Below are 25695 nucleotides of genomic sequence, written 5' to 3'. Positions count from 1 at the left end.
GGCCCCATGGCCACGCCTCCCCCGGCCCATCGGCCGCCCGGACCGCGTGGGCGCGGGCGGGAGATCCACACCCTTGACGCCTTCGACGCGGTGACCACCCGGTCCGGCTCGCTCGCCGGATACCGGGTCCAGTCCGTGGACCTCGCGGACCGCACCCGCGCCCTGCTCGCCACCCCCACCGCGGGCACCGTCTTCCTCGGCTGCCCCATGACCCCCGAGGCCGCCGCCAAGGTCCGGGCCGACGGCGCACTCCTCTTCCCGCCCGTCCCCCATCTGCCCTTCGACCCCTACCGGGCAGCGCTCTACTCCCCCGGGGGCCTGTACGAGGGACTCGCCGCCCACGGGTACGAAGGGACGCCCGACGCCCTCGCCCACGCCTGGTTCCGGCGGACCAGGGCCGACGGCGACATCCTCGCCTCGATGATCCGCTCGATCCACGACGACGCCGTCTCCGACGCCCTCGACGAACTCCTCGAAGGCGCCCGGGTCGTCGGCGTCATGGGCGGCCACGCCACCGCCCGCGACAGCACGGCGTACGCGGGCGCCGCCCGCCTCGGCCGCACCCTGGCCCGCGCCGGGCTCACCGTCGCCACCGGCGGCGGACCCGGCGCGATGGAGGCGGCCAACCTCGGCGCCTGTCTCGCGCCCCACCCCGACAGCGCCCTCGACGAGGCCCTCGTACCGCTGGCCGCCGCCCCCTCGTACCTCCCCTCCGTGACGGAGTGGGCCCTGGCCGCCTTCCGCGTACGGGAACGGTTCACGCGCCTCGGCCCCTCGGTCGGCATCCCCACCTGGTTCTACGGGCACGAACCGCCCAACGCCTTCGCCGCCCACATCGCCAAGTACTTCGCCAACGCCACCCGCGAGGACGGGCTCCTCGCCCGCTCCACCGCCGGAATCGTCTTCCTGCCCGGCGCCGCGGGCACCGTCCAGGAGATCTTCGACAACGCCACCCCGAACTACTACGGCTCCCGGGGCGCCCCCACCCCCATGGTCCTGGTCGGCCACGACCACTGGACCCGGGCCCTCCCCGTCTGGCCCCTGCTACGCGCCCTCGCCGAGGACCGGCCGATGGAGCACCGGATCGCCCTGGTCGACTCCGTCGACGAAGCCGCCGCCGCCCTGCGCGGGCTCGGCGGCCCCTGAATCACCCGAACGGCCCCGGGCGCGCGCCCGGGGCCGTATCCCACCCGTCCGGCCCAAGCGGTCACTTCCGCCAGAACAGGTGGTGCGTCACCTGCCCGCTCGGGCTGGGCACCACGTCGCAGTGGTAGCGGTCGTCCAGCTCCCGGGGCGACTCCCACAGGCGCGCCCCGCCGCCCAGCACCACCGGGGAGACCGCCACGTGCAGGGTGTCGACGAGATCCGCGTCCAGGAACTCCCGGATCGTCGTCGCCCCGCCGCCGAGCCGTACGTCCTTGCCTCCGGCCGCCTCCCGAGCCCGCGCCAGCACCGTCTCCGGGTCGGCGTCCACGAAGTGGAACGTGGTGTCGGAGAGCGTGAACGAGGGGCGCGGGTGGTGCGTGAGGACGAACACCGGGGTACGGAAGGGCGGCTCGTCGCCCCACCAGCCGCGCCACTCCTCGTCGCGCCAGGGCCCGCGCTGCGGCCCGAACTTGTTGCGGCCCATGATCTCGGCCCCGATGTTCCGGCCGTAGTCCCTGGTCAGATAGTCGTCGAGGCCCCGGCTGCCGCCCGGGTCCGTCCGCATGGGCCAGCTCGCCGTGGCGCCCGCCCACGAGAACATCGCCGCCGGGTCCGCGTGGCCGAAGGGCCGCTCAAGCGTCTGCCCCTCACCCGCCCCGTACCCGTCGGACGAGACGTTGAAGTTCTGCACTCTCAGCAACTGCTCTGCCACGGCTGTTTCCTCCGCGCGGTCGACCTGGCACTACGGACAGGAACAAGACTGCTCCGGGCGCCGGAACTCATCGCACCCGGCTCACCCGTCCGGCCCCAACACCACCACGTCCTCCACCCGGAACTCCACTCCCACGGCGGCGCCTTCCTCCGGCGCCTCGCGCAGCGACAGCTCCGCTTCGAGCGGCGGCCCGTCCCCGTCCACCGGACGGAGCAGGACGGCCACCCGGCTGCCCCGGAACGTCCGGGACTCCACCGTCCAGCCCCGCTCCCCCGCCGTGAGGCGCACCCCGCCGGGCCGGACGAGGAGCCGCCGCTCCCCCTGCGGCGAGCCCTCCGGCACCGGCACCGTGCCCCACGCGGTCCGGGCCGTCCGCCCGTCCACCCGCGCCGCCACCACGTTGTCGAAGCCGAGGAACCGCGCCACGAACTCCGACGCCGGACGCGACCACACCTCCACGGGCGCACCCGTCTGGGCGATCCGCCCGTCCCGCATGACCACCACCCGGTCGGCGAGCGCGAACGCCTCCCCCTGGTCGTGGGTGACCGCGAGGACCGTCGTCCCCAGCCGCCCGAACAGCTGCCGCAGCTCGACCACGAGCCGCTCCCGCAGCCCCCGGTCGAGCTGTCCCAGGGGCTCGTCCAGCATCAGCAGCCGGGGCCGGGGCGCGAGGGCCCGCGCGAGCGCCACCCGCTGCTGCTCGCCGCCCGAAAGGACGCCGACCGGGCGCCGGCCCGCGCCCGGCAGTCCGACCAGGTCGAGAAGGTCCGCGACCCGCCGGGCCCGCTCCGCCCGGGGCACACCGCGCATCCGCAGCCCGAAGGACACGTTCCCCGCGACGTCCCGCTGCGGGAACAGCTGGTGGTCCTGGAACATCAGGCCCACCCCCCGCCGGTGCACCGGCACCCCGCGCTGGTCGGCGCCGCCGAGCAGCACCCGGCCGCCGTCCAGGGTTTGGAGTCCGGCCACCGCCCGCAGCAGCGTCGACTTGCCGCTGCCGCTGGGCCCGAGGACGCACACCGTCTCGTGCTCGGCGACCTCCAGGTCCACCGCGTCCAGGACGGCCCGCTCCCCGAACCGTACGGTCGCCGCGTCGAGTCTCAGCATCAGAACTCCCCGGAGGTCCGGTCGGTACGGAGCCGTTCGAGCAGCAGCAGGGACACCGCGCACACCACCATGAGGATCGTCGAGAGGGCCATCGCCTGGCCGTAGTTGAGTTCGCCCGGTCTGCCGAGCAGCCGCGCCACCGCCACCGGAAGCGTCGGGCTGTCGGGCCGGGCGATGAACACGGTCGCGCCGAACTCGCCCAGCGAGACGGCGAACGCGAACCCGGCGGCGATCAGCAGCGCCCGCCGCACCAGCGGCAGGTCCACCTCCCGCCAGGCACGCCAGGGCGAGGCGCCGAGCACGGCGGCCGCCTCCCGCAGCCGTTCGTCCACCGCCCGCAGCACCGGCAGCATCGTCCGCACCACGAACGGCACACCGACCAGCGCCTGGGCCAGCGGCACCAGGATCCAGCTGGCCCGCAGGTCGAACGGCGGCTCGTCGAGCGTGATGAGGAACCCGAAGCCGACGGTCACCGCCGACACCCCGAGCGGCAGCATGAGCAGCGCGTCGAAGCCCCGGGTCAGCCGCCCGGCGCGCCGGGTGAGGGCCGCCGCCGCGAGCCCGCCGATCAGCACCGCGATGCCGGTCGCGGCCAGTGCGTACCGCAGCGAGTTGCCGATCGCTTCGAGCGGCGGGACGAGGAAGGTGCCGGACTCGTCGAGCGAGCCGAGCGCCCGGTAGTAGCGCAGCCCGTAGCCGTCGGGCCCGGCGAACGAGCGCTCGACGAGCACCCCGAGCGGCAGCAGGATCAGCAGCGCCACCGAGAGCAGCACCCCGGCGAGCAGCGCCCACTGGCCGGTCCCGCGCGGTACGCGCGCGGTACGCTCCGGCGCCACGAGCCGCAGGGCCGTCTCCCGTCGCCGTACCGTGCGGGCGTGCACGGCGAGGATGGCGCCCACGGCGGCGAACTGCACGAGGGTGAGGACGGCGGCGGTCGGCAGGTCGAGCAGCCGGGCGGTCTGCCGGTAGATCTCGGCTTCCAGGGTGGAGTACGCGTCTCCGCCGAGGATCTGCACGACGCCGAAGGAGGTGAAGGTGAAGAGGAAGACCATCAGCGCCGCCGAGGCCACCGAGGGCCCGAGGGCGGGCAGGGTCACCGTCCGCCAGGCCGTCCACCGCGAGGCGCCGAGCACCCGGGCGGCTTCCTCCTGGCGCGGGTCGAGCTGGGACCACAGTCCGCCCACGGTCCGTACGACCACCGCGTAGTTGAAGAACACATGGGCGAGCAGGATCGCCCAGACGCTGGTGTCGAGGCGCAGTCCCCACAGTTCGTCCGTGAGTCCGTTCCGGCCGACGAGCGCGAGGAACGCGGTGCCGACGAGGACGGTGGGCAGGACGAACGGCACGGTCACGACCGCCCGCAGGACGCCCTTGCCGGGGAAGTCGAAGCGGGCGAAGACGTATGCGCCGGGCAGGGCGACGAGCAGGGTGAGGAGGGTGGAGGCGAGGGCCTGCCAGAGGGTGAAGCCGAGGACGTCGAGGATGTCGGGGCGGCTGAGGGTCTCCCCGACGCGTCCGAGTTCCCAGCCGCCGTCAGGGCGCAGCCCGCGGTCGACGATGGAGACCACGGGCCAGGCGAAGAAGACCGCGAAGAACGCGACGGGCAGGGCCATCAGGCCCAGCCGCGTCACGTTCCCCCGGAGGTCGCGCGTCACTTCACGACGAGCGAGGACCACTGCCGGATCCACGCGTCACGCTTGTCGGCGATCTTCTCCGGAGCCATCGTCTCCGGGTGGTCGACGACCACGCCGTGCTTCGTGAACAGTTCGGGCAGCGCCGCGTCCTTCGCCACCGGGTTGACGAACATCTGGAGCGGCATGTCCTCCTGGAACTTCTTCGAGATCAGGAAGTCGATCAGCGCCTTGCCGCCCTCGGGGTTCTTCGCCCCGTTCAGCAGCCCCGCGAACTCCGTCTGCCGGAAGCAGGTGCCGGTGGCGACGCCGGTCGGCGCGGTCTTCGGCTGCGGCTCGGCGTAGAGCACCTCGACGGGCGGGCTCGACGCGTACGAGACGACGAGCGGGCGGTCGCCCTTGGCCTGCTTGCCGCCGGCCGAGCCGGAGAACTCCTGGTTGTAGGCGAGTTCCCAGCTGTCGACGGTCTTCACACCGTTGGCCTTGAGCTTCTTCCAGTAATCCGGCCAGCCCTCGTCGCCGTACTTCGCGGCCGTACCGAGGAGAAAGCCGAGCCCCGGGGAGGACCGCTCGGGGTTCTCCACCACGAGGAGGTCCTTGTACGCGGGCTTCGCCAGGTCGTCGAAGGTCACCGGCGGCTTCAGCTTCCGGTCGGCGAAGTACTTCTTGTCGTAGTTGACGCAGATGTCGCCGGAGTCGACCGGGGTGACCCGGTTCTCCTTGTCGAGGCGGTACGCGGCCGGGATCCGGTCGGCTCCCTTCGCCTCGTACGGGACGAAGATCCCGTTGTCGAGGGCGCGGGAGAGCAGCGTGTTGTCGACGCCGAAGAACACGTCGCCCTGCGGAGAGCCCTTCGTGAGGATCTCCTTGTTGACCGCCTCGCCCGCGTCCCCGCTCTTGAGGACCTTCACGGCGAAACCGGTCTGCTTCGTGAACTCCGCGAGGACTTCCTTGGAGGCGTTGAAGGAGTCGTGGCTGACGAGGGTCACGGTCTTCGGGGCGGGCGCGCCGGACGTGCCGGTGGCCTCGTGGACCTCGTTCTTGCCGCAGGCGGCAAGCGTGGTGACGCCCAGCGCCGCGACGAGCGCGACGGTGGCCGCCTTCTTGGTGCTCACTGAGATTCCTCCTGGGGGTGACCAGGAAGAGACGCGGCCCTGCCCACCGGAAGGCGGGCAGGGCGCAACAGCTTGAGTTACGTCCGAACTTCCTACCCAGAATGACCTGGGCGAGGTTCAGAGGGTCTGCGGTCCGAAATTCACCGCACTCTCAGCGCTGTGGCGCTCCCCTGTCGGAATATGAAGATGTGTTCGAGCCAAGGGTAGCCCAGGGCCCGCGGGCGATGGCTCGAAGGCTCCGGGTCGGTGTCCGGTGGCGGCCCGGGGCTCCGGGCCGCCGCGCGGGGTCGGCGCCGAAGCGCGCCGGTCAGCGCTCGGAGGCGGCGAGCTGGCCGCAGGCTCCGTCGATCTCCTGGCCTCGGGTGTCCCGGACGGTCACCGGCACCCCGTGGCGGGCGATGGCGTCGACGAACGCCTTCTCGTCCTCGGGGCGTGAGGCGGTCCACTTCGAGCCGGGCGTCGGGTTGAGCGGGATGAGGTTGACGTGCACCCGCTTGCCCTTGAGCAGGCGCCCGAGGAGGTCGCCGCGCCAGGCCTGGTCGTTGATGTCCCGGATGAGCGCGTACTCGATGGAGATCCGGCGGCCGGACTTCTCGGCGTACTCCCAGGCCGCGTCGAGGACCTCGCGGACCTTCCAGCGCGTGTTGACCGGTACGAGGGTGTCGCGCAGCTCGTCGTCGGGGGCGTGCAGCGAGACGGCGAGACGGCACTTGAAGCCCTCGTCGGCGAAGCGGAGCATCGCGGGGACGAGGCCGACGGTGGAGACGGTGATCCCGCGCTGGGAGAGGCCGAGGCCGTCGGGCTCGGGGTCGGTGAGCCGCCGGATGGCGCCGACGACCCGGTTGTAGTTGGCCAGCGGCTCGCCCATGCCCATGAAGACGATGTTGGAGAGGCGTGCCGGGCCTCCGGGCACCTCCCCGTCCCGCAGGGCGCGCATGCCGTCGACGATCTGGTGCACGATCTCGGCGGTCGACAGGTTGCGGTCGAGCCCCGCCTGTCCGGTGGCGCAGAACGGGCAGTTCATCCCGCAGCCGGCCTGCGAGGAGATGCACATGGTGACCCGGTCCGGGTAGCGCATGAGCACCGACTCGACGAGCGTGCCGTCGTGCAGCCGCCACAGCGTCTTGCGGGTGGTGTCGTCGTCGCAGGAGACGTGCCGGACCACCGACATCAGCTCGGGCAGCAGCTCCCCGGCCAGCTTCTCCCGCGAGGCGGCCGGGATGTCGGTCCACTCGGCGGGGTCGTGCGCGTACCGCGCGAAGTAGTGCGTCGACAGCTGCTTGGCGCGGAAGGGCTTCTCGCCGATGGCGGCGACGGCTTCCTTGCGCTCGGCGGGCGAGAGGTCGGCGAGATGCCTCGGCGGCTTCTTGACTCCGCGCGGGGCGACGAAAGTGAGTTCTCCGGGAAGCGGACGGGCCACGACGGGTGTCTCCTCAAGACGACGAGGTCCGACACCCCGCCGCGAGCGGGGAACCACGGCAGCAGGGTGCCGGAGCCAGGAGACCTCAGGGGGGTCACCCCGCCGCAGCGGGGAGTACGAAGGGCTCGCGGCGCATCGCGCCACGAGCCCTTCCAGAGTACCCGCTGTCCGTCAAGCCGTTCCGACGAAGAGGGTGAGGAGCAGCCAGACCACCGGTGCCGTCGGCAGCAGGGAGTCCAGGCGGTCCATGATGCCGCCGTGACCGGGCAGCAGGGTGCCCATGTCCTTGATGCCCAGGTCCCGCTTGATCATCGACTCGCCGAGGTCGCCGAGCGTCGCGCTCGCCGCCACCGCGAGGCCGAGGAGCAGGCCCTGCCACCAGGCGCCGTCGTCGATGAGGAACTGCATGCACAGGGCGCCCGCCGCCATGGCGAAGGTCACCGCGCCGACCAGGCCCTCCCGGGTCTTCCCCGGGCTGATCCTGGGGGCCAGCTTGTGCTTGCCGAACCGCCAGCCGACCGCGTACGCCCCCGTGTCGCTGACCACGGTCAGGATCAGGAAGGTCAGCACCCGCCACGCGCCGTCGCCTGCGGTGAGCAGCAGGGCCACGAAGGTCGCGAGGAACGGCACGTAGAAGACGGCGAAGACGCCCGCCGTGACGTCCTTCAGATAGCCCTCGGGCGGCTCGGTCATCCGCCAGACCAGGACCGCGAGGGCGGTGAGCGCCGTCGCCACCCAGGCGCCCTCGGGGCCCTGGAGGTATCCGGCGACGACCATCGCCGCTCCGCCGACCGCGAGCGGCACCAGCGGAGCCTTGATCTCCTTGCGCTCCCGGAGGCGGGAGGTCAGCTCCCAGACGCCCACGACCACGGCGAGCACGATCACGCCGATGAAGGCGGGCTTCCAGATGAACAGCGACGCGATGATGACCGCGCCGAGTCCGACTCCGACCCCTATGGCCGCGCCCAGGTCGCGCCCCGCGCTCTTCTTCTGCCGGGGCGCCTGCGGCGGCGCGGACGGCGATGGCGGGGTGGGACCGGGCGTGGGCTCCCGCGGGTGCTCGTGCTCGTGCGGGTGCTCGTGCGGCGTCTCGTCACGGAACAGGGGGCCGCTCGGCTGAGCGGCCCCCCGGCCGTGACCGTCCTGGAATCCGCCGGCGGGAACGTCGGGCACGATGGGCATGGGGCGAGTCTGCGGCGCCTCGTGCCGATCGGGTGGGGGACCCGCCGGGACGGGCCCCTCGTCGGGTCCCCCACGGCCGGAACCGGCCGGGGCCCCCCAGGAAGAGTCGTTCATCAGACCTCGAGCAGCTCGGCTTCCTTGTGCTTGAGCAGCTCGTCCACCTGCGCGACGTACTTCGCGGTGGTGTCGTCGAGCTCCTTCTCGGCGCGGCGGCCCTCGTCCTCGCCGACCTCGCCGTCCTTGACGAGCTTGTCGATGGTCTCCTTGGCCTTGCGGCGGACCGAGCGGATCGAGATCTTCGAGTCCTCGGCCTTGCCCTTGGCCACCTTGATGTACTCCCGGCGGCGCTCTTCCGTCAGCTCGGGGAAGACGACGCGGATGATGTTGCCGTCGTTGCCCGGGTTGACGCCGAGGTCCGAGTCGCGGATGGCCTGCTCGATGTTGCGCAGCGCGCTCTTGTCGAACGGGGTCACCACGGCCATCCGGGGCTCCGGGACGGAGAAGGAGGCCAGCTGGTTGATGGGGGTGATGGCGCCGTAGTAGTCGGCCACGATCTTGTTGAACATCGCCGGGTGCGCACGGCCGGTGCGGATCGCGGCGAAGTCCTCCTTGGCGACCACGACGGCCTTCTCCATCTTCTCCTCGGCCTCGAGGAGGGTCTCTTCGATCACCACTTGCTCCTGCGTGTCGTCGCGTTGTGTCCTGCACGGTGTACGACCGGCAGGGCTCTGTCCATCCCCTTGCGGGGCGGTTCCCCGGTTCGGGTCAGGCCCGGGTGCCCTGGTCGCTCACGAGCGTGCCGATCTTCTCACCCTTCACCGCGCGAGCGATATTGCCCTCGGTGAGGAGTTCGAAGACGAGGATCGGGAGGTTGTTGTCCCGGCACAGGGTGATGGCCGTGGCGTCGGCGACCTTGAGGTCGCGGGAGATCACCTCGCCGTACTCCAGCGCGTCGAACTTGACCGCGTCGGGGTTGGCCTTCGGGTCGGAGTCGTAGACGCCGTCCACGCCGTTCTTGCCCATGAGGAGGGCTTCGGCGTCGATCTCCAGGGCGCGCTGGGCGGCGGTGGTGTCCGTGGAGAAGTAGGGCATGCCCATGCCCGCGCCGAAGATCACGACGCGGCCCTTCTCCAGGTGACGCACGGCGCGCAGCGGGATGTAGGGCTCGGCGACCTGGCCCATGGTGATGGCGGTCTGGACGCGCGAGTCGATGCCCTCCTTCTCCAGGAAGTCCTGGAGGGCGAGGCAGTTCATCACAGTGCCGAGCATGCCCATGTAGTCGGAGCGGGCGCGGTCCATTCCGCGCTGCTGGAGTTCGGCGCCCCGGAAGAAGTTGCCGCCGCCGATGACCACCGCGATCTCCGCGCCGTCGCGGACGACGGCCGCGATCTCACGCGCGACGGCGTGCACGACGTCGGGGTCGACGCCGAGGCCGGTGCCGCCGGAGAATGCTTCTCCTGACAGCTTCAGCATGTAGCGGCCGGCCTTGTTGCCGTTGATGTCGTCGCCCTGTACGGCGCCCTGGTTCATGGAGATCTCCTCGTGCACATACGAAGGAGGCCATTGCCTTGGGTACTCGCGGTATCCCGTGCGGCAATGGCCTCCTCGTCAGATCTGCGGTCGTCCTGCGCGGGCGCGGACGACTGCTTCAGACCCTACCGGGGTCCGGTGTCCGTCGCGTGAGCGGACGGATCAGATGCCGACCTTGATGCGGCTGAAGCGCTTCAGGGTGACACCGGCCTCGTCCAGGACCTTCTGGACGGACTTCTTGTTGTCCAGGGCGTACGGCTGGCCGAGCAGCGTGGCGTCCTTGAAGAAGCCGTTGACGCGACCCTCGACGATCTTGGCGATCGCGGCCTCGGGCTTGCCCTCGGCGCGGGTGGTCTCCTCGGCGATGCGACGCTCGGACTCGACGACCTCGGCCGGGACGTCCTCACGGGTGAGGTACTTCGGCGCGAAGGCGGCGATGTGCTGGGCGACACCCTTGGCGACGTCGGCGTCGGCCTTGTCGAACTCGACGAGGACACCGATCTGCGGCGGCAGGTCGGGCATCGTGCGGTGCATGTACGCGAAGACGAAGCCGTCGGCGAACTGCGCGAAGCGGTCGAGGACGATCTTCTCGCCGAGGTTGGCGTTGGCCTCGTCGACGTACGCCTGCACGGTCTTGCCGGCCTCGATCTCGGAGGCGAGCAGCGCCTCCAGGTCGGCCGGGGCGGTGGCGGCGACGTGCTTGGCCAGCTCGGCGGCGACGGCCTGGAACTTCTCGCTCTTGGCGACGAAGTCCGTCTCGCACTTCAGCTCGACGAGCACGCCGGAGGTGTTGTCGTCGGCGATGAGGGAGACCACGGCGCCGTTCTCGGCAGAGCGGCCCTCGCGCTTGGCGACGCCCTTCTGACCCTTGATACGGAGCGCCTCGACGGCCTTGTCGACGTTGCCGTCGGCCTCGTCCAGGGCCTTCTTGCAGTCCATCATGCCGGCGCCGGTGAGCTCGCGGAGCTTCTTGACGTCAGCGGCGGTGTAGTTCGCCATGAGTCTTTTTCTCTCTCGAAGTCTGAAAGATCGGGCGGTTCCACGGGTGGACGGCGGGAGCTTCGTGGGCTCCCGCCGTCGTCACCCGAAGGTCCTGAAGGGTCAGGCCTGCTCGGCGGCCGGAGCCTCGTCCGCCGGAGCGGCCTCGGCGGCCGGAGCCTCGTCCGCGACCTTCTCGGCCTCGGCCTCGGCGGGGGCCTCGACCTCGGCGGCCTCGGCGGCCTCGGCGGAGTCAGCCTTCTTCTCACCCTCGAGCAGGTCGCGCTCCCACTCGGCGAGCGGCTCGCCCGCAGCCTTCTCGCCCGGCTTCGAGTCGCCGGTCGCGGCGCCGGAACGGGCGATGAGGCCCTCGGCGACGGCGTCGGCGATCACGCGGGTGAGCAGGGTGACGGAACGGATCGCGTCGTCGTTGCCCGGGATCTTGTAGTCGACCTCGTCGGGGTCGCAGTTGGTGTCGAGGATCGCGACGACCGGGATGTGGAGCTTGCGCGCCTCACCGACGGCGATGTGCTCCTTCTTGGTGTCGACGATCCAGACGGCGCTCGGCACCTTCTGCATCTCGCGGATGCCACCAAGGGTCTTCTCCAGCTTGGCCTTCTCGCGGGAGAGGACCAGCAGCTCCTTCTTGGTGAGACCGGAGGCGGCCACATCCTCGAAGTCGATCTGCTCAAGCTCCTTGAGGCGCTGGAGACGCTTGTAGACGGTGGAGAAGTTGGTGAGCATGCCACCGAGCCAACGCTGGTTGACGTACGGCATGCCGACACGCGTCGCCTGCTCGGCGATGGCCTCCTGGGCCTGCTTCTTCGTACCGACGAACATGATGGAGCCGCCGTGCGCGACGGTCTCCTTGACGAACTCGTAGGCGCGGTCGATGTACGACAGCGACTGGAGCAGGTCGATGATGTAGATGCCGTTGCGCTCGGTGAAGATGAAGCGCTTCATCTTCGGGTTCCAGCGACGGGTCTGGTGACCGAAGTGGACGCCGCTCTCCAGCAGCTCCCGCATCGTGACGACGGCCATGGCCGTATCTCCTTGGGTTTCTCGGTTGTGTTCCTGACGCCCCGGCGCGCCATGCCCACGAGGGACCGAAAGGCGCTGCCACGACCCGTGAGGGCAGTGGCGGGGCGTGCGAAGTCGACCCGGTGACCCGGGTCGCCATAGAAAGTGTACGGGAACCATGGAGCAGCGGGTGACGGCACTGTCCACAACCGGTGGGTTATCCACAGAAACGGCTGGTGACGCCCCCGGCCGGACACCGGCGGGGAGCCTGGACCCATGCCGTTCCGACTTGCGCTCCTGGCGCTGACCCTGACCCTGACCCCCGGCCCCCAATGGCCGGTGGGCCCACCACCCCCACCCGTCGTACGGAGCTGGAAACCACCGCCGGGACCGTACGCCCCCGGCCACCGGGGAATCGACCTCGGCGCCCCACCCGGCACCCCCGTCCTGGCCCCGACAACGGGCACCGTGACCTTCGCGGGACCCGTCGGCGGCCGAGGCGTCCTCACCCTGACCCTCCCCGACACCGGCACTCCCCCACTCCGCACCACCTTCACCCCCGTGACCCCCCTCGTAAAAACAGGCACGCAGGTCCCGCCAGGCACCCCCATCGCCACCGTCAACCCAGGACCCCACTGCCCCGAAAACTGCCTCCACTGGGGCCTCCTCAAAGGCCGGCAATACCTCAACCCACTCAACCTCCTCCACCCCAAACCATCACGACTACTGCCTTGGGGAGCGGGAGCGGCGGCGGGAGCGGGAGCGGGAGCGGGGATGTGGGCTGGGGAGTGGGTGGGGCCGTGGGCAGGGGTGGGGATGAACTGGGGCGGCTGAGGCGAGGCGAGGGGGCGGGGGGGGGGGGGGGGAGGGGGGGGGGGGGAGGGGCCCCGGAGCGAAGGGCCCAGGAACCAGAGGGCCTGGAGGCCAGGGGCAGGGTTGGGGCGCGAGGACTGAAGAGTGGGCGGGGCGGGGGCGAAGCAGGCGGGGAGGGGTAGGGAAGGGAAGGGAAGGGAAGAGGTGGGGCGGGGAACGAAGAAGGAGCCCCCCGGCCGCCGAGGGCTCAGGTGGTGGTGTCCGCCTGGTCGGTTTCGTCGCCTTCGGCGACTCCGTTGACTCCGTGGAGGGCCATGGAGACCGCTGCCTCGGTGATCTCCGCCGGGTTTTCGGCGGCGCCCAGCTCGATTCGGCGCACGGCGGCGTCGACGACGCCCTGGAGGAGCATGGCGCCGAGGCGCGGCTGGGGCTGGCCCAGTGCGGCGAGGGCTTCGACGATCATCGCGACCAGGCCTCCGTGGGCGGCGCGGATCTTCTCGCGGGCGCCGTCGTCCAGCTCGCTCGCGGAGATGGCGACGACCGCGCGGTGGCGCTGGTCACCGACCAGTTCCAGCTGTTTGCGGACGTACGCCTCGACCTTGCCCTGCGGGGTCTCGGCCGCGTCCATGGCGAACTCGACCTCGGCCGCCCAGACGGGGAAGTCGACGGCGCAGAGTTCCTCGACGACGGCCGCGCGTGACCGGAAGTACTCGTACACCGAGGAGCGGGCCAGGCCCGTACGCTCGGCGAGGGCGGGGAAGGTCAGTGCTTCCGTCCCGCCCTCGGACAGCAGGGAACGCGCGGCGTCCAGGAGGGCGCCGCGCTGCATCGTCCGGTGCTCGGCCACCGAGGCCGCTCGAATCCTGGGCACGGTTCCACTCTACGACTGGCGGGCGTCGGTCAGCGCCCGACGTCGGCAAGCTTGGCCCGGAGCTGGAGGACGGATTTGGTGTGGATCTGGCTGACGCGGCTCTCGGTGACGCCGAGGACGTGGCCGATCTCGGCCAGGGTGAGGCCTTCGTAGTAGTAGAGCGTGACGACGGTCTTCTCCCGCTCGGGGAGCGTGTTGATGGCGCGGGCGAGCAGTCGGCGCAGCTCACGGTCCTCGGCGACCTCGACGGGGTCGTCGGCGGCCGTGTCCTCCAGGGTGTCCATCAGGGAGAGCCGGTCGCCGCCCTCGCCGCCGACGTGGAGGAGTTCTTCGAGGGCGACGACGTTCGCCAGGGACAACTGGCTGAAAACCGCGTGCAGTTCTTCCAGCGTGATGTCCATCTCGGCGGCGACTTCGCTCTCGGAGGGGGTCCGCCGGAGCTGGGCTTCGAGGGTGGCGTAGGCGCGCTCGACGTTGCGCGCCTTCTGACGGACGGAGCGGGGGATCCAGTCCAGGGCGCGCAGCTCGTCGATCATGGCGCCGCGGATGCGGGTGATGGCGTAGGTCTCGAATTTGATGGCGCGCTCGACGTCGAACTTCTCGATGGCGTCGATGAGCCCGAAGACTCCGGAGGAGACGAAGTCGGCTTGTTCCACGTTGGACGGGAGGCCGACGCTGACGCGTCCGGCGACGTATTTGACGAGCGGCGAGTAGTGCAGGATCAGCTGCTCCCGCAGGCGCTCGTCTCCCGTGTCCTTGTACGAGCGCCACAGCTCGTCGAGGGAGGTCGGAGCGGGTGGCCGTACGGTGCCCCGGGCTGCTGGGGGCACCGCGGCGCGGTCAGACCCTGAGGTGTGCTGGGGCATGCGTCGCCTTGAGCCGTTCTGCTGTCGGATGTGCAGGTGTGGGTGTCCTGGGGGGAATCCTGGTGAGCGTAGCGTGAGTGAGCGGTAGCGGTGAGCGAACGTCGGCGGATCGCGCCGCTCCGGGTGGACGCCATCGGCCACATCTTCGAACCCGGGCCGGGGCGCGCGGCGGCCCCTCGGGGGCGGCCGAGAGAACTCGCTTGTTCACCCTCGGCACCCTTTCACCCGAATGCTCCGGGTCGAGTGCCGCCTCGCCGCGCGTTCGACTCGGACGTCACGGTGTTCGTCAACTTCCAGCCCTCCTCGTGTCGTTCGACGAAGCCGAGGGAGTGGAGCTCGTACAGCCTTGCAAGGGTCTCGTCGGGGGTGGTCCCGGCGCGGCGGGCGACGGTGGTCGTGGGGGTGGGGCCTCGGGCGGGGACGGCTTCGAGGACGTGCCGGGCGGCGGGGGCGAGGAGGTCGCGGGGAAGGACGGGGCCTCGGCGCGTCGGGGCGAGTTGACCCATGTCGCCGATGAGTTCGACGATCTCGTCGGCGTCGGTGACGAGGGTGGCGTCGTCCCGGAGGAGTGCGTGGACTCCGGCGGAGAGGGCGCTGGTGACGGGGCCGGGGATGCCCATGATGTGGCGGCCGAGCCGGGCGGCGGCGCGGGCGGTGACGAGGGAGCCGCTGCGGTGCTGTGCCTCGATGACGACGGTGCCTCGGGTGAGGGCGGCGATGACGCGGTTGCGGAGGATGAAGCGGCTCGGTGTGGGGTGGCTTCCGGGGGGCAACTCGCTGACGACGAGGCCTTGTTCGGCGATGCGTTGGAGGAGTCGGTCGTGGCCTCGGGGGTAGGGGGTGTCGATGCCGCAGGCGAGGACGGCGATGGTGGCGCCTCCTGCGGCGAGGGCGCCTCGGTGGGCGGCGCCGTCGATGCCGTAGGCGGCTCCGGAGACGACGACCCAGCCTTGGCGGGCGAGTCCGTTGGCGAGGTCGGCGGCGGTGTGGGCGCCGTAGGGGGTGCAGGCGCGGGCGCCGACGAGGGCGACGGAGCGTAGGGCCCAGGTCCGCAGGTCGGCGGGGCCTGTGACCCAGAGTCCGAGGGGGCGGGTGTCTCCGAGGTCGTCGAGTTGACGCGGCCATTCGATGTCCCCCGGGATGACGAAACGGCCGCCTGGTCGGTGGACGGTGTCGAGGTCGCGGGCGGGGTTTGCGGTTGTGGCGCGGATACGCCATGAGGCGATGCGTTTCGCGCCGGTCCCGGGGAAGAAGGGGTCGTTCCGTGCTCCTGAGGGGGCCGTGGAGGCGCCGGTGGCGTCTCCGGTTCGGGTGGTGGCGGTGGTAGCGGGCCGGTCAGGGGGCGCCGTGTCCGCGAAGTGGGTGGGCGTGTCGGTGGCCGTGGCCGTTTCCGGTTTCCGCAGGAGGCGGTCGAGGAAGCCGACGGGGCCGTAGTGGCGGAGCCAGCGGCCCGCGTGTTCGTCGCCCGGTTCGACCGCTCGGCTGAGGGCGGCGCGGGCGAGCCGCTCTTCCGGGGAGGGCGGGAGGGTCATGGGCGCTCCCCCGCCGTGACGGGCACGCCCCGGGAGACGCCGGTGCGCAGTTCGAGGGCGAGGGCGACGTCCTGGTGGTCGGGGCGGTCGTGTCCGGCGAGATCGGCGAGGGTCCAGGCGACGCGCAGGACGCGGTCGACGCCCCGGGCGGTGAGGAGTCCGCGTTCGATGTCCCGTTCCGCCGCGTCGAGGGCTCCGGGGGCCGCCGGGTGGCGGGTGCGCAGTTCGTGGCCGGGGATCTCGCTGTTGACGCGCCAGGGGGTGTCGGAGAGTCGGGTGGCGGCGCGGGCGCGGGCCTCGCGGACGCGGTCGGCGACGGTGGCGGTGCTCTCGCCCCGGTCGCCGTGGCCGAGGAGGTCGGCGCGGGTGACGGGTTCGGCCACGACCCGGAGGTCGATGCGGTCGAGGAGGGGTCCGGAGAGGCGTGCCTGGTAGCGGCGGACGAGTGAGGCGGGGCATTCGCAGCCGGAGCCGTGCAGGGTGTGGCGTCCGCAGGGGCAGGGGTTGGCGGCGAGGACGAGGAGGAAGCGGGCGGGGAGGCGGACGACTCCGGCGGCGCGGGCGATGACGACGTGGCCGGATTCAAGGGGCTGGCGGAGGGCGTCGAGGGCTTTTCCGGAGAATTCGGGTGCTTCGTCGAGGAAGAGGATTCCTCGGTGAGCGAGGGAGACGGCGCCGGGCCTCGGGAGGCCGTTCCCGCCGCCGACGAGGGACTGCATGGTGGCCGAGTGGTGGGGTGCGCAGTAGGGGGCGCGGTGGACGAGGGGTTCACCCGGTGGGAGGAGTCCTGCGACGGAGTGGACGGCGGTGACTTCGAGGGATTCCTGTCGGGTGAGGGGCGGGAGGATGCCGGGGAGCCGTTCGGCCAGCATGGTTTTTCCGGCGCCGGGCGGGCCGGAGAGGAGTAGGTGGTGGCTGCCCGCGGCGGCGACTTCGAGGGCGCGGCGGGCGTGGTGCTGTCCGGCGACGTCGGCGAGGTCGGGGCCTTCGGTGGGGTCGGCGGCCAGTCCGGTGCCGAGTCCGGCGCCGGGGACGATGAGTCCGGCGAGCAGGGCGTCGGGGCGGCCTTCCTCGGCGGGTTCCTCCTCGGGGACGGGCTCGTCGGTGAGGACGGCGATGAGTTGGCGGAGGCTGCGGATGCCGAGGACGGAGACGCCGGGGACGAGGGAGGCTTCCCCGGCGGTCTGCTCGGGGACGACGACCTGCCGGTATCCGGCGTCGGCGGCGGCGAGGACGGCGGGGAGGGTGCCTCGGACGGGCCGGACGCGTCCGTCGAGTCCGAGTTCGCCGATGAGGACGAGGTCGGCGATGGTGCGGGGGTCGATGCGCTCGGCGGCGGCGAGGACTGCGGCGGCCACGGCCAGGTCGAATCCGGAGCCGCTCTTGGGCACGGAGGCGGGGCTGAGGCCGACGGTCAGTTTTTTCTGGGGCCAGTCGGCGCCGGAGTTGACGACGGCGGCGCGGACTCGGTCGCGGCTCTCGGTGAGGCTCTTGTCGGGGAGTCCGACGAGGGTGAAGGCGGCGACGCCCGGTTCGAGGTCGGCCTGTACTTCGACGACGACTCCTTCGACGCCGACGAGGGCGACGGAGCAGGTGCGGGCGAATCCCACCTCAGGCCACCCCCTGGGCGTGGGTGAGGACGGGGGCGCCGCGTCGGGGCAGGACGATGCCGACGAGGTCGATCCGGATGCCGCCGTGGGGTGCGGGGGTGCCGGTGCGGTCGAGCCAGCAGGCGGCGAGGCGGCGCAGGCGCTCGGCTTTGCGGGGTGTGACGGCGGCCATCGGGTGTTCGAAGCCGCCGTGGCGTCGGGTTTTGACCTCGCAGATGACGAGGGTGTCCTTGTCGCGGGCGACGATGTCGATCTCGCCGGTGCGGCCGCAGCGCCAGTTGCGGGCGAGGACGCGCATGCCGGCGGCGGTGAGCCGGCGGGTGGCCAGTTCCTCTCCGTACCGGCCGAGGGCGCGGGTGGCGCGGGACCGCCCGGCTCCGTCCGTCGTACGCCTTTCGGCGGGGCTCGCGGCATGCGTCGTGCTCGGGCTCGCGGCATGCGTCGCGCTCGGGCTCGTGGTGCTTCCCGCAGGGGCTCCGGGCGTGCCCGGCGGGTCCTCCGTGCGCCCCGTTCCGTCCGAACGGCGGGGCTTCCGGGGCGTGTGGACGGCGTGACTCGTACGGGGCGCGTGGGCCGTACGGTTCGGATGAGTCGCGTGGGCCGTCTGGGTCGTCTGGGTCGTGTTCATGGGACCACCTCCGTCACTGACTGTGACGGAGGTGGGCGGTGCGTGTGCGGCGCTGTGGACAGTCCGGGGGCTGTGGAAAACCTGCTCACCCGTGTGGGTGAGTCGGGGTCAGCTGCCGGGCAGTTCGAGGTCGCTCTTGTTGAGTTCCTCGATGTTCACGTCCTTGAAGGTGAGCACCCTGACCTGCTTGACGAACCTGGCTGGTCGGTACATGTCCCAGACCCAGGCGTCGGCCATGCTGACCTCGAAGAAGACCTCACCCTGTACGGAGTGGACCTGCATCTCGTAGTCGTTGGTGAGGTAGAAGCGCCGCTCGGTCTCGATCACGTATTTGAACAACCCGACGACGTCGCGGTACTCCCGGTAGAGCTTCAGCTCCATCTCGGTCTCGTACTTTTCGAGGTCCTCGGCGCTCATGGCATGTTCCCCTTCAGCCGTGCGTCCACCTATTGTGCGCCAGCCGTGCGCGTCCCTAGACGATTTCCGGGGCGAGCACCACCGGTGCACTCGGAGGTCCCTCGTCGAGCAGCGTGCGCAGCAGCTCGGCGAGCCTGGTCGGGTACACCGTCTCATGGGCCGCTGACAGTTCGGCGGAGGTCCACCATCTGAGGCCTTCGAGGCTGTGTGTCTCCAGTTCGGTGAGGGCTCTGGGCCTCGGTTCGGCCTCGGGTCCGCGGGTGCGGGCCAGGTAGTACCACTCCTCCTGGTCCCAGCGCCGCCCGGCGAAGGGGAAGGAGCAGTACCGCTTCCAGAGGACGGGGCCGAGGTCGACTTCGGTGATCCCGGTCTCCTCGGCGAGTTCGCGCAGGGCCGCGTCCGCGTGGGTCTCGGCTCCTTCGAGTCCGCCGCCGGGGGTGAACCACCAGGCGTCGCCGGGGTCGTCGGGCTCGTGGCCGTGCAGGAGGAGGACCCGGTCGTCGGGGTCGAGCAGGACCACCCGCGCGACCCGCCGCCGCACCTCCGTCCCCGTTCCCGCCTCCATCCCCATCCCCATCCCCATCCCCATCTCCGTCTCCGTCTCCGTTCCCCTCCCCGTCTCCGTCATGTCCCCACCCTCTCGCGCCGTCCCGCCGTGCGGGAGGGCTCCAAGGGTCGTTTCCCGGAGAGGCGGGTGGAGAGGCGGGCGGCGGGGCCGTACGCCGCTCCGAGGAGGATCAGCAGGGCGCCTGCCGCGATGGCGGTCAGGAGGAGGTGGAAGGGGCCCGGTTCGGAGGTGCCGCCCGGGAGGTCGGCGAAGCCCGTGGGGCGGTCCAGGAGGCCCCTGGCGGGCCAGACGACGGCGTCGACCCTGCCGAGGACGGTGCCGCGGGGCACGGAGCCCTGGCCGGCTTCCTCCAGGTGGGTGCGGGAGTCCAGGGAGGTGTGCCGGTCGTCGCCGAGCAGGAAGAGCTTGCCCTGCGGGACGGTGACGGAGAAGTCGGTGCCGGAGGCGCGGATCCTCCCGTCGGCGCCCGGTCGCAGATAGGGCTCGCGGACGGGCGTGCCGTTGACGGTGAGGCGTCCGTCGGGGTCGCAGCAGGCGACGGTGTCCCCGCCGACGGCGGCGACCCGCTTGACCATGGGCGAGTCGCCCCAGAGGGGGTCGCGGAAGACGACGACGTCACCGCGCCGTACCTCGCTGCCGTCGACGCGTTCGGCGAGGATGCGGGAGCCGACGTCGAGGGTGGGGGTCATGGAGTCGGTGGGGACGGTGTACGGCTGGTAGACGAGGGCGCCGACGATGAATCCGCCGAGGAAGAGCACACAGCCGACGGCCACGGCCAGCCCCGACAGCACGCTGCCGAGGCGGCCGTGGCCGCCCTTCGTCCGTATGTGTCCGCTCATGTGCGCATCCCGGGGTTCGGTGCCGGGCCATCGGGCCCGGCGACGGTTCGGGACGGCACCCTACCGGCGGGGTGCTACTCGGCGGTATGCCGTGTGGCGCGCTTCTTGCGGCGCCAGAGGACCAGCGGGAGCGCCCCGGCGAGGCTCGCGGCGCCGAGGGGTGCGGCGGCCATGGCCTGGTTGAGTCCGGGCTGGTCGAAGATGTCGGGCACCGGGAGGGTGGCCCAGCGGGTCACCGGCCAGGCGATGACGACGGCGCGGCCGACGACCTCGTCGTTGGAGACGGTGCCGCCGCCGGGGAGCTGCTGGTGGAAGCGGGAGTCCAGGGAGTTCTGGCGGTTGTCGCCCATGACCCAGATGCGGTCCTTGGGGACCTTGATCGGGCCGAAGGAGTCCTGGCAGGGGACGGAGCCGGGGTAGAGGTAGGAGGTCTCGTCGAGTGGGACGTCGTTGACGACGACCTTGCCGCCCTCCTTGCAGGAGACGGTGTCGCCGCCGACCGCGATGACGCGCTTGATGAGGTCCTTCTCCTCGGCGGACGGCATGAGTCCGATGAAGCTGAGGAACTTCTGGACGACGTTCGGCGTGGGCGCCGTCTGGCCTTCGAGCCAGCCGCCCGGGTCGTGGAAGACGACGACTTCGCCGCGCTCGGGCTCGGAGCCGAACCAGGGCGTCAGTTTGTCGACGAGGACCCGGTCGCCCTTCTGGAGGGTGTTCATCATCGATTCCGAGGGGATCGAGAACGCCTGCACCAGGAAGGTCTTGATCAGCAGGGCGAGGACGAGGGCGATGCCGACGAGGAGGGGCAGTTCCTTCCAGAAGGAACGCTGCTTCTTCGGGCCGCTGCCGGAACCGCCCGTCGTGTCCTCGTCGCCCGGGGCGCCGCCGCCCGGCTGCGTCTGCTCGTCACCCGTCACGTCGTCACCCGTCGTGTCATCGCGGAGGGCCCCGTCGGCCCCCTTGTCGGGCCCATCGTGTCCGGATCGTGCGTCGACGGCCAAATCCCCCACATCCACTCCTCAGTCCGTGCGAACGCCCGTCCCCGAACAGGGACAGGCCCACCACTCCCATAACGAGCAGAAGTTCCGCAGGGGTCGGGAGTCCGGAGAATCCGTTCAGATTCCGCTGGGACACACTATGCGAAAGACCGAGCGCCGAACCCGGACTCGCGCGGTTGTCGGGGACGTCCGCGAAGGTGTCCCGTTCTTCGAGGCGGCGCCAGTGCCCGAACGGCCAGGCGATCACCACGGCGCGTCCCACCACCTGTTTCTCGGAGACGGTGCCGTGGTCCTTCTCGTCCAGGTGGTAGCGGGAGTCGGCCGAGTCGGAGCGGTGGTCGCCGAGGACGAAGATCCGGCCTTCGGGGACCTCGACCTCGAAGGGGAAGCCGGAGGGCGCGTTGCCCGGGTACAGATAGGGCTCGTCCAGGGGTACGTCGTTGACGGTGAGGCGCCCGTCCTTGTCGCAGCAGCGGACGGTGTCGCCGCCGACTCCGACCACCCGCTTGATGAGGTCGCGGTCGTCGGCCGAGGGCAGCAGCCCGATGAAGGTGAGGGCCTGTTTCACCTGCTTGACGCCGATCGGGTCGTCGGCGGGCGGGGCGGTTTCCTGCCGGAGCCAGCTGCCGGGGTCCTTGAAGACGACGACGTCGCCACGCTGGGGGCGGGAGCCGAACCAGGGCGTCAGCTTGTCGACGAGGACCCGGTCGGAGATGCGGATCGTCTGCTCCATGGAACCGGAGGGGATGACGAACGCCTGCACCAGGAAGGTCTTGAGGAAGAGCGCGATCAGCACGGCGACGGTGATCAGGACGGGGATCTCGCGGAGGGCCGAGCGCTGGCGGCGCCGTTTGACCTTGCGGGCGAGCCTGCGCCGTTCGGCCCGGCCGGGCGGCCGGGTCCGGTCGCCCTCGGGCTCGGCGGTGCGGCCGCCCGGGGGCCTTCCCCGGCTACCCATGGGTGCCCGCCGTCCCGTTCCCGCCCGATCCACCGTGTCCAGGGGCCGGTACGTCATGTCCGGGCGCCGGCGCGTCGTGTCCAGCGGCGGGTACTCCATGTCCAGGCGCCGGTACGGCGTCGAAGGCGCCGGTTCCGGCCACCGCGGACCAGCGGCCGACGGGCCAGCCGATCCAGTCGGCGCGTCCGATGACCTTGTCGACGGGGACCATGCCGCCGCCGGGGTCGCCGAGGTGGTCGCGGGAGTCGCTGGACTGACTGCGGTGGTCGCCCATCACCCAGAGCCTGCCGGGCGGGACGACGATGTCGAAGGGGACGCTGGACGGCTGGTCGCCGAGCATCAGGTACCGCTCCTCGACGGGGGCGCCGTTGACGGTGAGCCGGTCGTTCTTGTCGCAGCAGATCACCCGGTCGCCGCCGATGCCGACGACCCGTTTCACGAAGTCGGTCTCATCGGGTTCGGCGAGCCCGAGGGCCGCCGCCGCGTCGTGCAGGAGTCCGGTGACCGGGTTGCCCCGGGTCTCCTCCCGTACGAAGGAGCCGGTGCCGTCGAAGACGACGACGTCGCCCCGGCTCGGCTCGCCGCCGAAGCGGTACGCCAGCTTGTCGACCAGGATGCGGTCGCCGACCTGGAGCGTCGGCTCCATGGAGCCGCTCGGGATCAGGAAGGGCTGGAGTACGACATGGCTCAGGAGCAGCAGGAAGGCCACGCAGGCGGCCCCGATGAAGGCGGTGCGCCGCCAGGGGGACGGGGCCGGGGGGTGCTCGGAAACGCGCGCGGAGCGCGACCCGTCCTCCGTGTCGGAAGAGGGGTCGCGCTCCGTGGGCTGTGCTTCGGTGTCCATCGCTGGAAGAGCCTATCCGGCCAGTCCGTGCGAGGGCCCGGAAGCGAAGGGCGTGCCGGGAGCCGGGGCTCAGCGGTCGCGCTTCTCCTTGATCTTGGCAGCCTTGCCGCGCAGCTCACGCAGGTAGTAGAGCTTGGCGCGACGGACGTCACCGCGGGTCACGAGCTCGATCTTCTCGAAGATCGGGCTGTTGACCGGGAAGGTGCGCTCGACGCCGACGGAGAACGAGACCTTGCGGACCGTGAAGGTCTCGCTGACGCCCGAGCCCTGGCGGCGGATGACGACGCCCTTGAACTGCTGGATACGGGAGCGGCTGCCTTCGATGACGCGCACGTGGACGTTCACGGTGTCGCCGGGGCGGAAGGCGGGGAGGTCGGAGCGGAGCGCGGCCGCGTTGACCTGGTCGAGCAGGGAGGCCATGGAGGTCTCTTTCCTCGCTGATGCCACAGGTCATCAGCGGTACGTGATGGTGAAGGAGTGTCGTCCGTTTCGTACGGCGGCGTTCCCCCTGTGGCAGGGGCGCACGCCGGACGGACGACAGCGTCCTATTCTTCCATGTCCTGCGGCTTGCGCCAAAATCGGCCGCCGGGCTCGGGGGCCCAGCCGAGCATGGAGAGGATCTCGCGGTCCTTCTTGTCGAAGGCGGCGGGGTCGCAGCGCTCGATCAGGTCGGGCCGGTTCGCGGCGGTACGCCGGAAGGCCTCGTCGCGCCGCCAGCGGGCGATCTTGCCGTGGTGGCCGCTGAGCAGGACATCGGGGATGGCCCGGCCCCGCCACTCGGGGGGCTTGGTGTAGACGGGCCCTTCGAGGAGGTTGGCCATGGCGCCGGGGGCGAAGGAGTCGTCCCGGTGAGACTCCGCGTTGCCGAGGACGCCGGGCAGGAGCCGGGCGACGGCTTCGGTGACGACGAGGACGGCGGCTTCCCCGCCGGCGAGGACGTAGTCGCCGATGGAGACCTCGTAGACCGGCATCCGGGTGGCGTACTCGTCCATGACGCGGCGGTCGATGCCCTCGTAGCGGGCCGGGGTGAAGATCAGCCAGGGGCGCTCGGACAGCTCGACGGCCAGCTCCTGGGTGAAGGGGCGGCCGCTGGGCGTGGGGACGACGAGGACGGGGCCGTGGGCGCCGTTCTCGTAGCCGTCGGCGAGGGTCTGGTCGAGCGCGTCGCCCCAGGGGTCGGTCTTCATGACCATGCCGGGGCCGCCGCCGTAGGGGGTGTCGTCGACCGTGTTGTGCCGGTCGTACGTCCAGTTCCGCAGGTCGTGGACGTGCACGTCGAGCTGCCCTCGGGCGCGGGCCTTGCCGACGAGGGAGACGTTCAGCGGTTCGAGGTACTCGGGGAAGATCGTGACGACGTCGAGCCTCATGCCTGGCCCTTGCCGCTCTCGCCGTCCTCGGCGCTGTCGGCGTTCTCGGCGTCTTCACCGTCTGCGCCGTCCTCACCGTCCACGCCGTCCTCGTCCCGGGAGGAGGCGATCTCGGCGCGGTCGTCGATGAGGCCGGGCGGCGGGTCGATGACGGCCCGCTGCTCCTCCAGGTCGATCTCGGTGACGATCTCGCTGACGAACGGGATCATCAGCTCGGTGCCGTCGGGGCACTCGACGATGAAGAGGTCCTGGGACGGCAGATGGGAGATCTCGGTGATGCGGCCGATCTCGGTGCCGTCGACGAGGACCACGTCCAGGTCCATGAGCTGGTGGTCGTAGTACTCGTCCTCCTCCTCGGGCAGTTCCGCCGGGTCGACCTCGGCGATGAGGAGGGTGTTGCGCAGGGCCTCGGCGCCGGTGCGGTCGCGGACGCCCTCGAAGCGCAGCAACAGGCGGCCGCTGTGCACCCGGCCGGTCTCGATGGTCAGCGGCCCGATTCCGGCCGGGTCGGTGCGCAGGACGGCTCCGGGTCCGAGCCTCAGCTCCGGCTCGTCCGTCCGCACCTCGACGGTGACCTCGCCCTTGATGCCGTGGGCGCGGCCGATCCGCGCGACTACCAACTGCACTGCTCCACACTCTCCTGTCACACGCTCGTACGACGGTCACACGTACGTACGGCCAGCTTGTACGACAACGGGCCGGGGTGGGCTCTACAGCCCTCCCCGGCCCGTGCCGGCACAACTCAAGGCAATGCTGCCGACCTGCTCAGCGGACCTGGTCCACATCGACGAGGTCGACTCGGATGCCGCGGCCGCCGATGGCGCCCACGACCGTGCGCAGGGCGCGCGCGGTGCGGCCGTTGCGGCCGATCACCTTGCCGAGGTCGTCCGGGTGAACCCGGACCTCAAGCACGCGACCGCGACGCAGATCGCGCGAGGCGACCTGCACATCGTCGGGGTTGTCGACGATGCCTTTCACGAGGTGCTCGAGAGCCTCCTCGAGCATGCTCAGGCCTCGGTCGACTCGGTGGACGCGGCCTCGGCCTCGTCCGCCTTCTTGTCGGCCTTCTTGGCCTTCGGGGTGATGGCCTCACCCTTGTCGTCGCCGCCCTCAAGGGCCTTCGCGAACTCGTCGAACGTGGCGCGCTTGGCTTCCTTGGTCGCCGGGGCGAGCAGGGGCTTCTCCGGGGCGGGGAGGCCCTTGGCCTTCTGCCAGTCGCCGGTGAGCTTCAGGATGGCGAGGACGGGCTCGGTCGGCTGGGCGCCGACGGACAGCCAGTACTGCGCACGCTCGGAGTCGACCTCGATACGCGACGGGTTGTACGTCGGGTGGTAGAGGCCGATCTCCTCGATCGCGCGACCGTCCCGACGGGTGCGGGAGTCGGCGACGACGATGCGGTAGTGAGGCTGGCGGATCTTGCCGAGGCGCTTGAGCTTGATCTTGACTGCCACTGGAGTGGTGTCTCCTGGTCTTGACGTGGTTGGGCACTTTGAGATGCCACGTGGGGTTGCGGTACTCGGATGCCCGATGGACGCGTCAGCCG

At 71.2% G+C, this 25695-nt stretch carries 27 protein-coding genes, 1 pseudogene and 1 riboswitch; of the genes and pseudogenes, 2 read left to right on the top strand and 26 right to left on the bottom strand.

Annotation, left to right across the window (positions count from 1 at the left end):
* Positions 1-6: 6 nt before the first annotated feature.
* Positions 7-1146, top strand: a complete 1140-nt coding sequence (locus BU197_RS23880) for an LOG family protein (protein ID WP_188270355.1) — start codon at positions 7-9, stop codon at positions 1144-1146.
* 61 nt (positions 1147-1207) lie between these two features.
* On the opposite strand, the gene BU197_RS23875 is transcribed toward BU197_RS23880, so the two are convergent.
* The 10 genes from BU197_RS23875 to rpsB form a co-directional block, all read right to left on the bottom strand.
* The gene (locus BU197_RS23875) at positions 1208-1858 is read right to left on the bottom strand and encodes a dihydrofolate reductase family protein (RefSeq protein WP_188270354.1); all 651 of its coding nucleotides are present in this window, start codon (positions 1856-1858) and stop codon (positions 1208-1210) included.
* A gap of 81 nt (positions 1859-1939) precedes the next feature.
* The gene (locus tag BU197_RS23870) at positions 1940-2965 is read right to left on the bottom strand and encodes an ABC transporter ATP-binding protein (RefSeq protein ID WP_188270353.1); all 1026 of its coding nucleotides are present in this window, start codon (positions 2963-2965) and stop codon (positions 1940-1942) included.
* Positions 2965-4578 carry an ABC transporter permease gene (locus BU197_RS23865; protein WP_188270403.1) on the bottom strand — a complete coding sequence of 538 codons (1614 nt, stop codon included), beginning with the start codon at positions 4576-4578 and terminating at the stop codon, positions 2965-2967. Before BU197_RS23865 ends, BU197_RS23870 begins: the two co-directional genes overlap by 1 nt.
* A gap of 38 nt (positions 4579-4616) precedes the next feature.
* Positions 4617-5711, bottom strand: coding sequence for a thiamine ABC transporter substrate binding subunit (locus tag BU197_RS23860; protein ID WP_188270352.1), 1095 nt, complete (start codon positions 5709-5711; stop codon positions 4617-4619).
* Positions 5712-5782: 71 nt separating this feature from the next.
* Positions 5783-5893, bottom strand: a riboswitch (TPP riboswitch).
* Positions 5894-6018: 125 nt separating this feature from the next.
* Complete coding sequence (gene rlmN, locus BU197_RS23855) at positions 6019-7131, bottom strand: 23S rRNA (adenine(2503)-C(2))-methyltransferase RlmN (protein WP_188270351.1); 1113 nt, start codon at positions 7129-7131, stop codon at positions 6019-6021.
* 171 nt (positions 7132-7302) lie between these two features.
* Positions 7303-8427 (bottom strand): phosphatidate cytidylyltransferase, encoded by a 1125-nt coding sequence (locus BU197_RS23850; RefSeq protein WP_188270350.1) that lies wholly within the window; start codon positions 8425-8427, stop codon positions 7303-7305.
* A complete protein-coding gene (frr, locus tag BU197_RS23845; RefSeq protein WP_188270349.1) occupies positions 8427-8984 on the bottom strand; it encodes a ribosome recycling factor in 558 nt (185 codons plus the stop codon). The genes BU197_RS23850 and frr overlap by 1 nt, the downstream gene beginning before the upstream one ends.
* 94 nt (positions 8985-9078) lie before the next feature.
* Positions 9079-9843, bottom strand: coding sequence for a UMP kinase (gene pyrH, locus BU197_RS23840; RefSeq protein ID WP_188270348.1), 765 nt, complete (start codon positions 9841-9843; stop codon positions 9079-9081).
* 162 nt (positions 9844-10005) lie between these two features.
* Entirely contained in the window at positions 10006-10842 is an 837-nt protein-coding gene (gene tsf, locus BU197_RS23835) for a translation elongation factor Ts (RefSeq protein ID WP_188270347.1), read from the bottom strand.
* Positions 10843-10944: 102 nt separating this feature from the next.
* Positions 10945-11862 (bottom strand): 30S ribosomal protein S2, encoded by a 918-nt coding sequence (gene rpsB / locus BU197_RS23830; protein ID WP_188270346.1) that lies wholly within the window; start codon positions 11860-11862, stop codon positions 10945-10947.
* Positions 11863-12117: 255 nt separating this feature from the next.
* On the opposite strand from rpsB, the gene BU197_RS23825 reads away from it, so the two are divergent.
* Entirely contained in the window at positions 12118-12675 is a 558-nt protein-coding gene (locus tag BU197_RS23825; RefSeq protein WP_188270345.1) for a M23 family metallopeptidase, read from the top strand.
* Positions 12676-12901: 226 nt separating this feature from the next.
* Here the strand turns inward: BU197_RS23825 and BU197_RS23820 are convergent, their stop codons facing one another.
* The 16 genes and pseudogenes from BU197_RS23820 to rpsP form a co-directional block, all read right to left on the bottom strand.
* Complete coding sequence (locus BU197_RS23820) at positions 12902-13483, bottom strand: TetR/AcrR family transcriptional regulator (RefSeq protein ID WP_188270402.1); 582 nt, start codon at positions 13481-13483, stop codon at positions 12902-12904.
* A 71-nt stretch (positions 13484-13554) separates the two neighbouring features.
* Entirely contained in the window at positions 13555-14391 is an 837-nt protein-coding gene (whiG, locus tag BU197_RS23815; protein ID WP_188270344.1) for an RNA polymerase sigma factor WhiG, read from the bottom strand.
* Positions 14392-14612: 221 nt separating this feature from the next.
* Positions 14613-15923, bottom strand: a complete 1311-nt coding sequence (dprA, locus tag BU197_RS23810) for a DNA-processing protein DprA (protein WP_223183102.1) — start codon at positions 15921-15923, stop codon at positions 14613-14615.
* Positions 15920-17533, bottom strand: coding sequence for a YifB family Mg chelatase-like AAA ATPase (locus tag BU197_RS23800; RefSeq protein ID WP_188270343.1), 1614 nt, complete (start codon positions 17531-17533; stop codon positions 15920-15922). The genes dprA and BU197_RS23800 overlap by 4 nt, the downstream gene beginning before the upstream one ends.
* Position 17534: 1 nt before the next feature.
* Positions 17535-17894, bottom strand: a pseudogene (locus tag BU197_RS23795) (YraN family protein); the annotation flags it as partial.
* A gap of 375 nt (positions 17895-18269) precedes the next feature.
* Entirely contained in the window at positions 18270-18578 is a 309-nt protein-coding gene (locus BU197_RS23790; protein ID WP_005311352.1) for a DUF2469 domain-containing protein, read from the bottom strand.
* A gap of 55 nt (positions 18579-18633) precedes the next feature.
* Positions 18634-19161: an NUDIX hydrolase gene (locus BU197_RS23785; RefSeq protein ID WP_411158527.1), complete on the bottom strand. Its 528-nt coding sequence runs from the start codon at positions 19159-19161 to the stop codon at positions 18634-18636.
* Between the two features lie 41 nt (positions 19162-19202).
* A complete protein-coding gene (lepB, locus tag BU197_RS23780) occupies positions 19203-19985 on the bottom strand; it encodes a signal peptidase I (RefSeq protein WP_188270342.1) in 783 nt (260 codons plus the stop codon).
* A gap of 74 nt (positions 19986-20059) precedes the next feature.
* Positions 20060-20986 carry a signal peptidase I gene (gene lepB / locus BU197_RS23775; RefSeq protein WP_188270341.1) on the bottom strand — a complete coding sequence of 309 codons (927 nt, stop codon included), beginning with the start codon at positions 20984-20986 and terminating at the stop codon, positions 20060-20062.
* Positions 20919-21941, bottom strand: coding sequence for a signal peptidase I (gene lepB, locus BU197_RS23770; RefSeq protein WP_188270340.1), 1023 nt, complete (start codon positions 21939-21941; stop codon positions 20919-20921). The genes lepB (BU197_RS23775) and lepB (BU197_RS23770) overlap by 68 nt, the downstream gene beginning before the upstream one ends.
* Positions 21934-22785 carry a signal peptidase I gene (gene lepB, locus BU197_RS23765; protein ID WP_188270339.1) on the bottom strand — a complete coding sequence of 284 codons (852 nt, stop codon included), beginning with the start codon at positions 22783-22785 and terminating at the stop codon, positions 21934-21936. The genes lepB (BU197_RS23770) and lepB (BU197_RS23765) overlap by 8 nt, the downstream gene beginning before the upstream one ends.
* Before the next feature lie 69 nt (positions 22786-22854).
* On the bottom strand, positions 22855-23205 hold the full coding sequence (gene rplS, locus BU197_RS23760) for a 50S ribosomal protein L19 (RefSeq protein ID WP_017235933.1): 351 nt from the start codon (positions 23203-23205) through the stop codon (positions 22855-22857).
* A 125-nt stretch (positions 23206-23330) separates the two neighbouring features.
* Complete coding sequence (gene trmD / locus BU197_RS23755; RefSeq protein ID WP_188270338.1) at positions 23331-24152, bottom strand: tRNA (guanosine(37)-N1)-methyltransferase TrmD; 822 nt, start codon at positions 24150-24152, stop codon at positions 23331-23333.
* Entirely contained in the window at positions 24149-24778 is a 630-nt protein-coding gene (rimM, locus tag BU197_RS23750; RefSeq protein WP_188270337.1) for a ribosome maturation factor RimM, read from the bottom strand. The genes trmD and rimM overlap by 4 nt, the downstream gene beginning before the upstream one ends.
* A gap of 139 nt (positions 24779-24917) precedes the next feature.
* Positions 24918-25157 (bottom strand): RNA-binding protein, encoded by a 240-nt coding sequence (locus BU197_RS23745; protein WP_014153811.1) that lies wholly within the window; start codon positions 25155-25157, stop codon positions 24918-24920.
* 2 nt (positions 25158-25159) lie between these two features.
* A complete protein-coding gene (rpsP, locus tag BU197_RS23740) occupies positions 25160-25603 on the bottom strand; it encodes a 30S ribosomal protein S16 (protein ID WP_188270336.1) in 444 nt (147 codons plus the stop codon).
* Between the last annotated feature and the right edge of the window lie 92 nt (positions 25604-25695).

The organism is Streptomyces sp. CBMA291, from assembly GCF_014596525.1.
Classification (GTDB): Bacteria; Actinomycetota; Actinomycetes; order Streptomycetales; family Streptomycetaceae; genus Streptomyces.
Note: the sequence above shows the minus strand (reverse complement) of the source record. Positions and strands in the feature narration are given on the sequence as shown.

Coding starts and splice junctions, on each gene's coding strand:
- lepB (WP_188270340.1), bottom strand. CDS start 21,941: ATGGGTAGCCGGGGAAGGCCCCCGGGCGGCCGCACCGCCGAGCCCGAG.
- BU197_RS23880 (WP_188270355.1), top strand. CDS start 7: ATGGCCACGCCTCCCCCGGCCCATCGGCCGCCCGGACCGCGTGGGCGC.
- BU197_RS23825 (WP_188270345.1), top strand. CDS start 12,118: ATGCCGTTCCGACTTGCGCTCCTGGCGCTGACCCTGACCCTGACCCCC.
- dprA (WP_223183102.1), bottom strand. CDS start 15,923: ATGACCCTCCCGCCCTCCCCGGAAGAGCGGCTCGCCCGCGCCGCCCTC.
- pyrH (WP_188270348.1), bottom strand. CDS start 9,843: ATGAACCAGGGCGCCGTACAGGGCGACGACATCAACGGCAACAAGGCC.
- lepB (WP_188270339.1), bottom strand. CDS start 22,785: ATGGACACCGAAGCACAGCCCACGGAGCGCGACCCCTCTTCCGACACG.
- rplS (WP_017235933.1), bottom strand. CDS start 23,205: ATGGCCTCCCTGCTCGACCAGGTCAACGCGGCCGCGCTCCGCTCCGAC.
- BU197_RS23820 (WP_188270402.1), bottom strand. CDS start 13,483: ATGCAGCGCGGCGCCCTCCTGGACGCCGCGCGTTCCCTGCTGTCCGAG.
- BU197_RS23870 (WP_188270353.1), bottom strand. CDS start 2,965: ATGCTGAGACTCGACGCGGCGACCGTACGGTTCGGGGAGCGGGCCGTC.
- tsf (WP_188270347.1), bottom strand. CDS start 10,842: ATGGCGAACTACACCGCCGCTGACGTCAAGAAGCTCCGCGAGCTCACC.
- rpsB (WP_188270346.1), bottom strand. CDS start 11,862: ATGGCCGTCGTCACGATGCGGGAGCTGCTGGAGAGCGGCGTCCACTTC.
- whiG (WP_188270344.1), bottom strand. CDS start 14,391: ATGCCCCAGCACACCTCAGGGTCTGACCGCGCCGCGGTGCCCCCAGCA.
- BU197_RS23785 (WP_411158527.1), bottom strand. CDS start 19,161: ATGGGGATGGGGATGGGGATGGAGGCGGGAACGGGGACGGAGGTGCGG.
- BU197_RS23745 (WP_014153811.1), bottom strand. CDS start 25,157: ATGCTCGAGGAGGCTCTCGAGCACCTCGTGAAAGGCATCGTCGACAAC.
- BU197_RS23850 (WP_188270350.1), bottom strand. CDS start 8,427: ATGAACGACTCTTCCTGGGGGGCCCCGGCCGGTTCCGGCCGTGGGGGA.
- BU197_RS23865 (WP_188270403.1), bottom strand. CDS start 4,578: ATGGCCCTGCCCGTCGCGTTCTTCGCGGTCTTCTTCGCCTGGCCCGTG.
- trmD (WP_188270338.1), bottom strand. CDS start 24,152: ATGAGGCTCGACGTCGTCACGATCTTCCCCGAGTACCTCGAACCGCTG.
- lepB (WP_188270342.1), bottom strand. CDS start 19,985: ATGAGCGGACACATACGGACGAAGGGCGGCCACGGCCGCCTCGGCAGC.
- BU197_RS23790 (WP_005311352.1), bottom strand. CDS start 18,578: ATGAGCGCCGAGGACCTCGAAAAGTACGAGACCGAGATGGAGCTGAAG.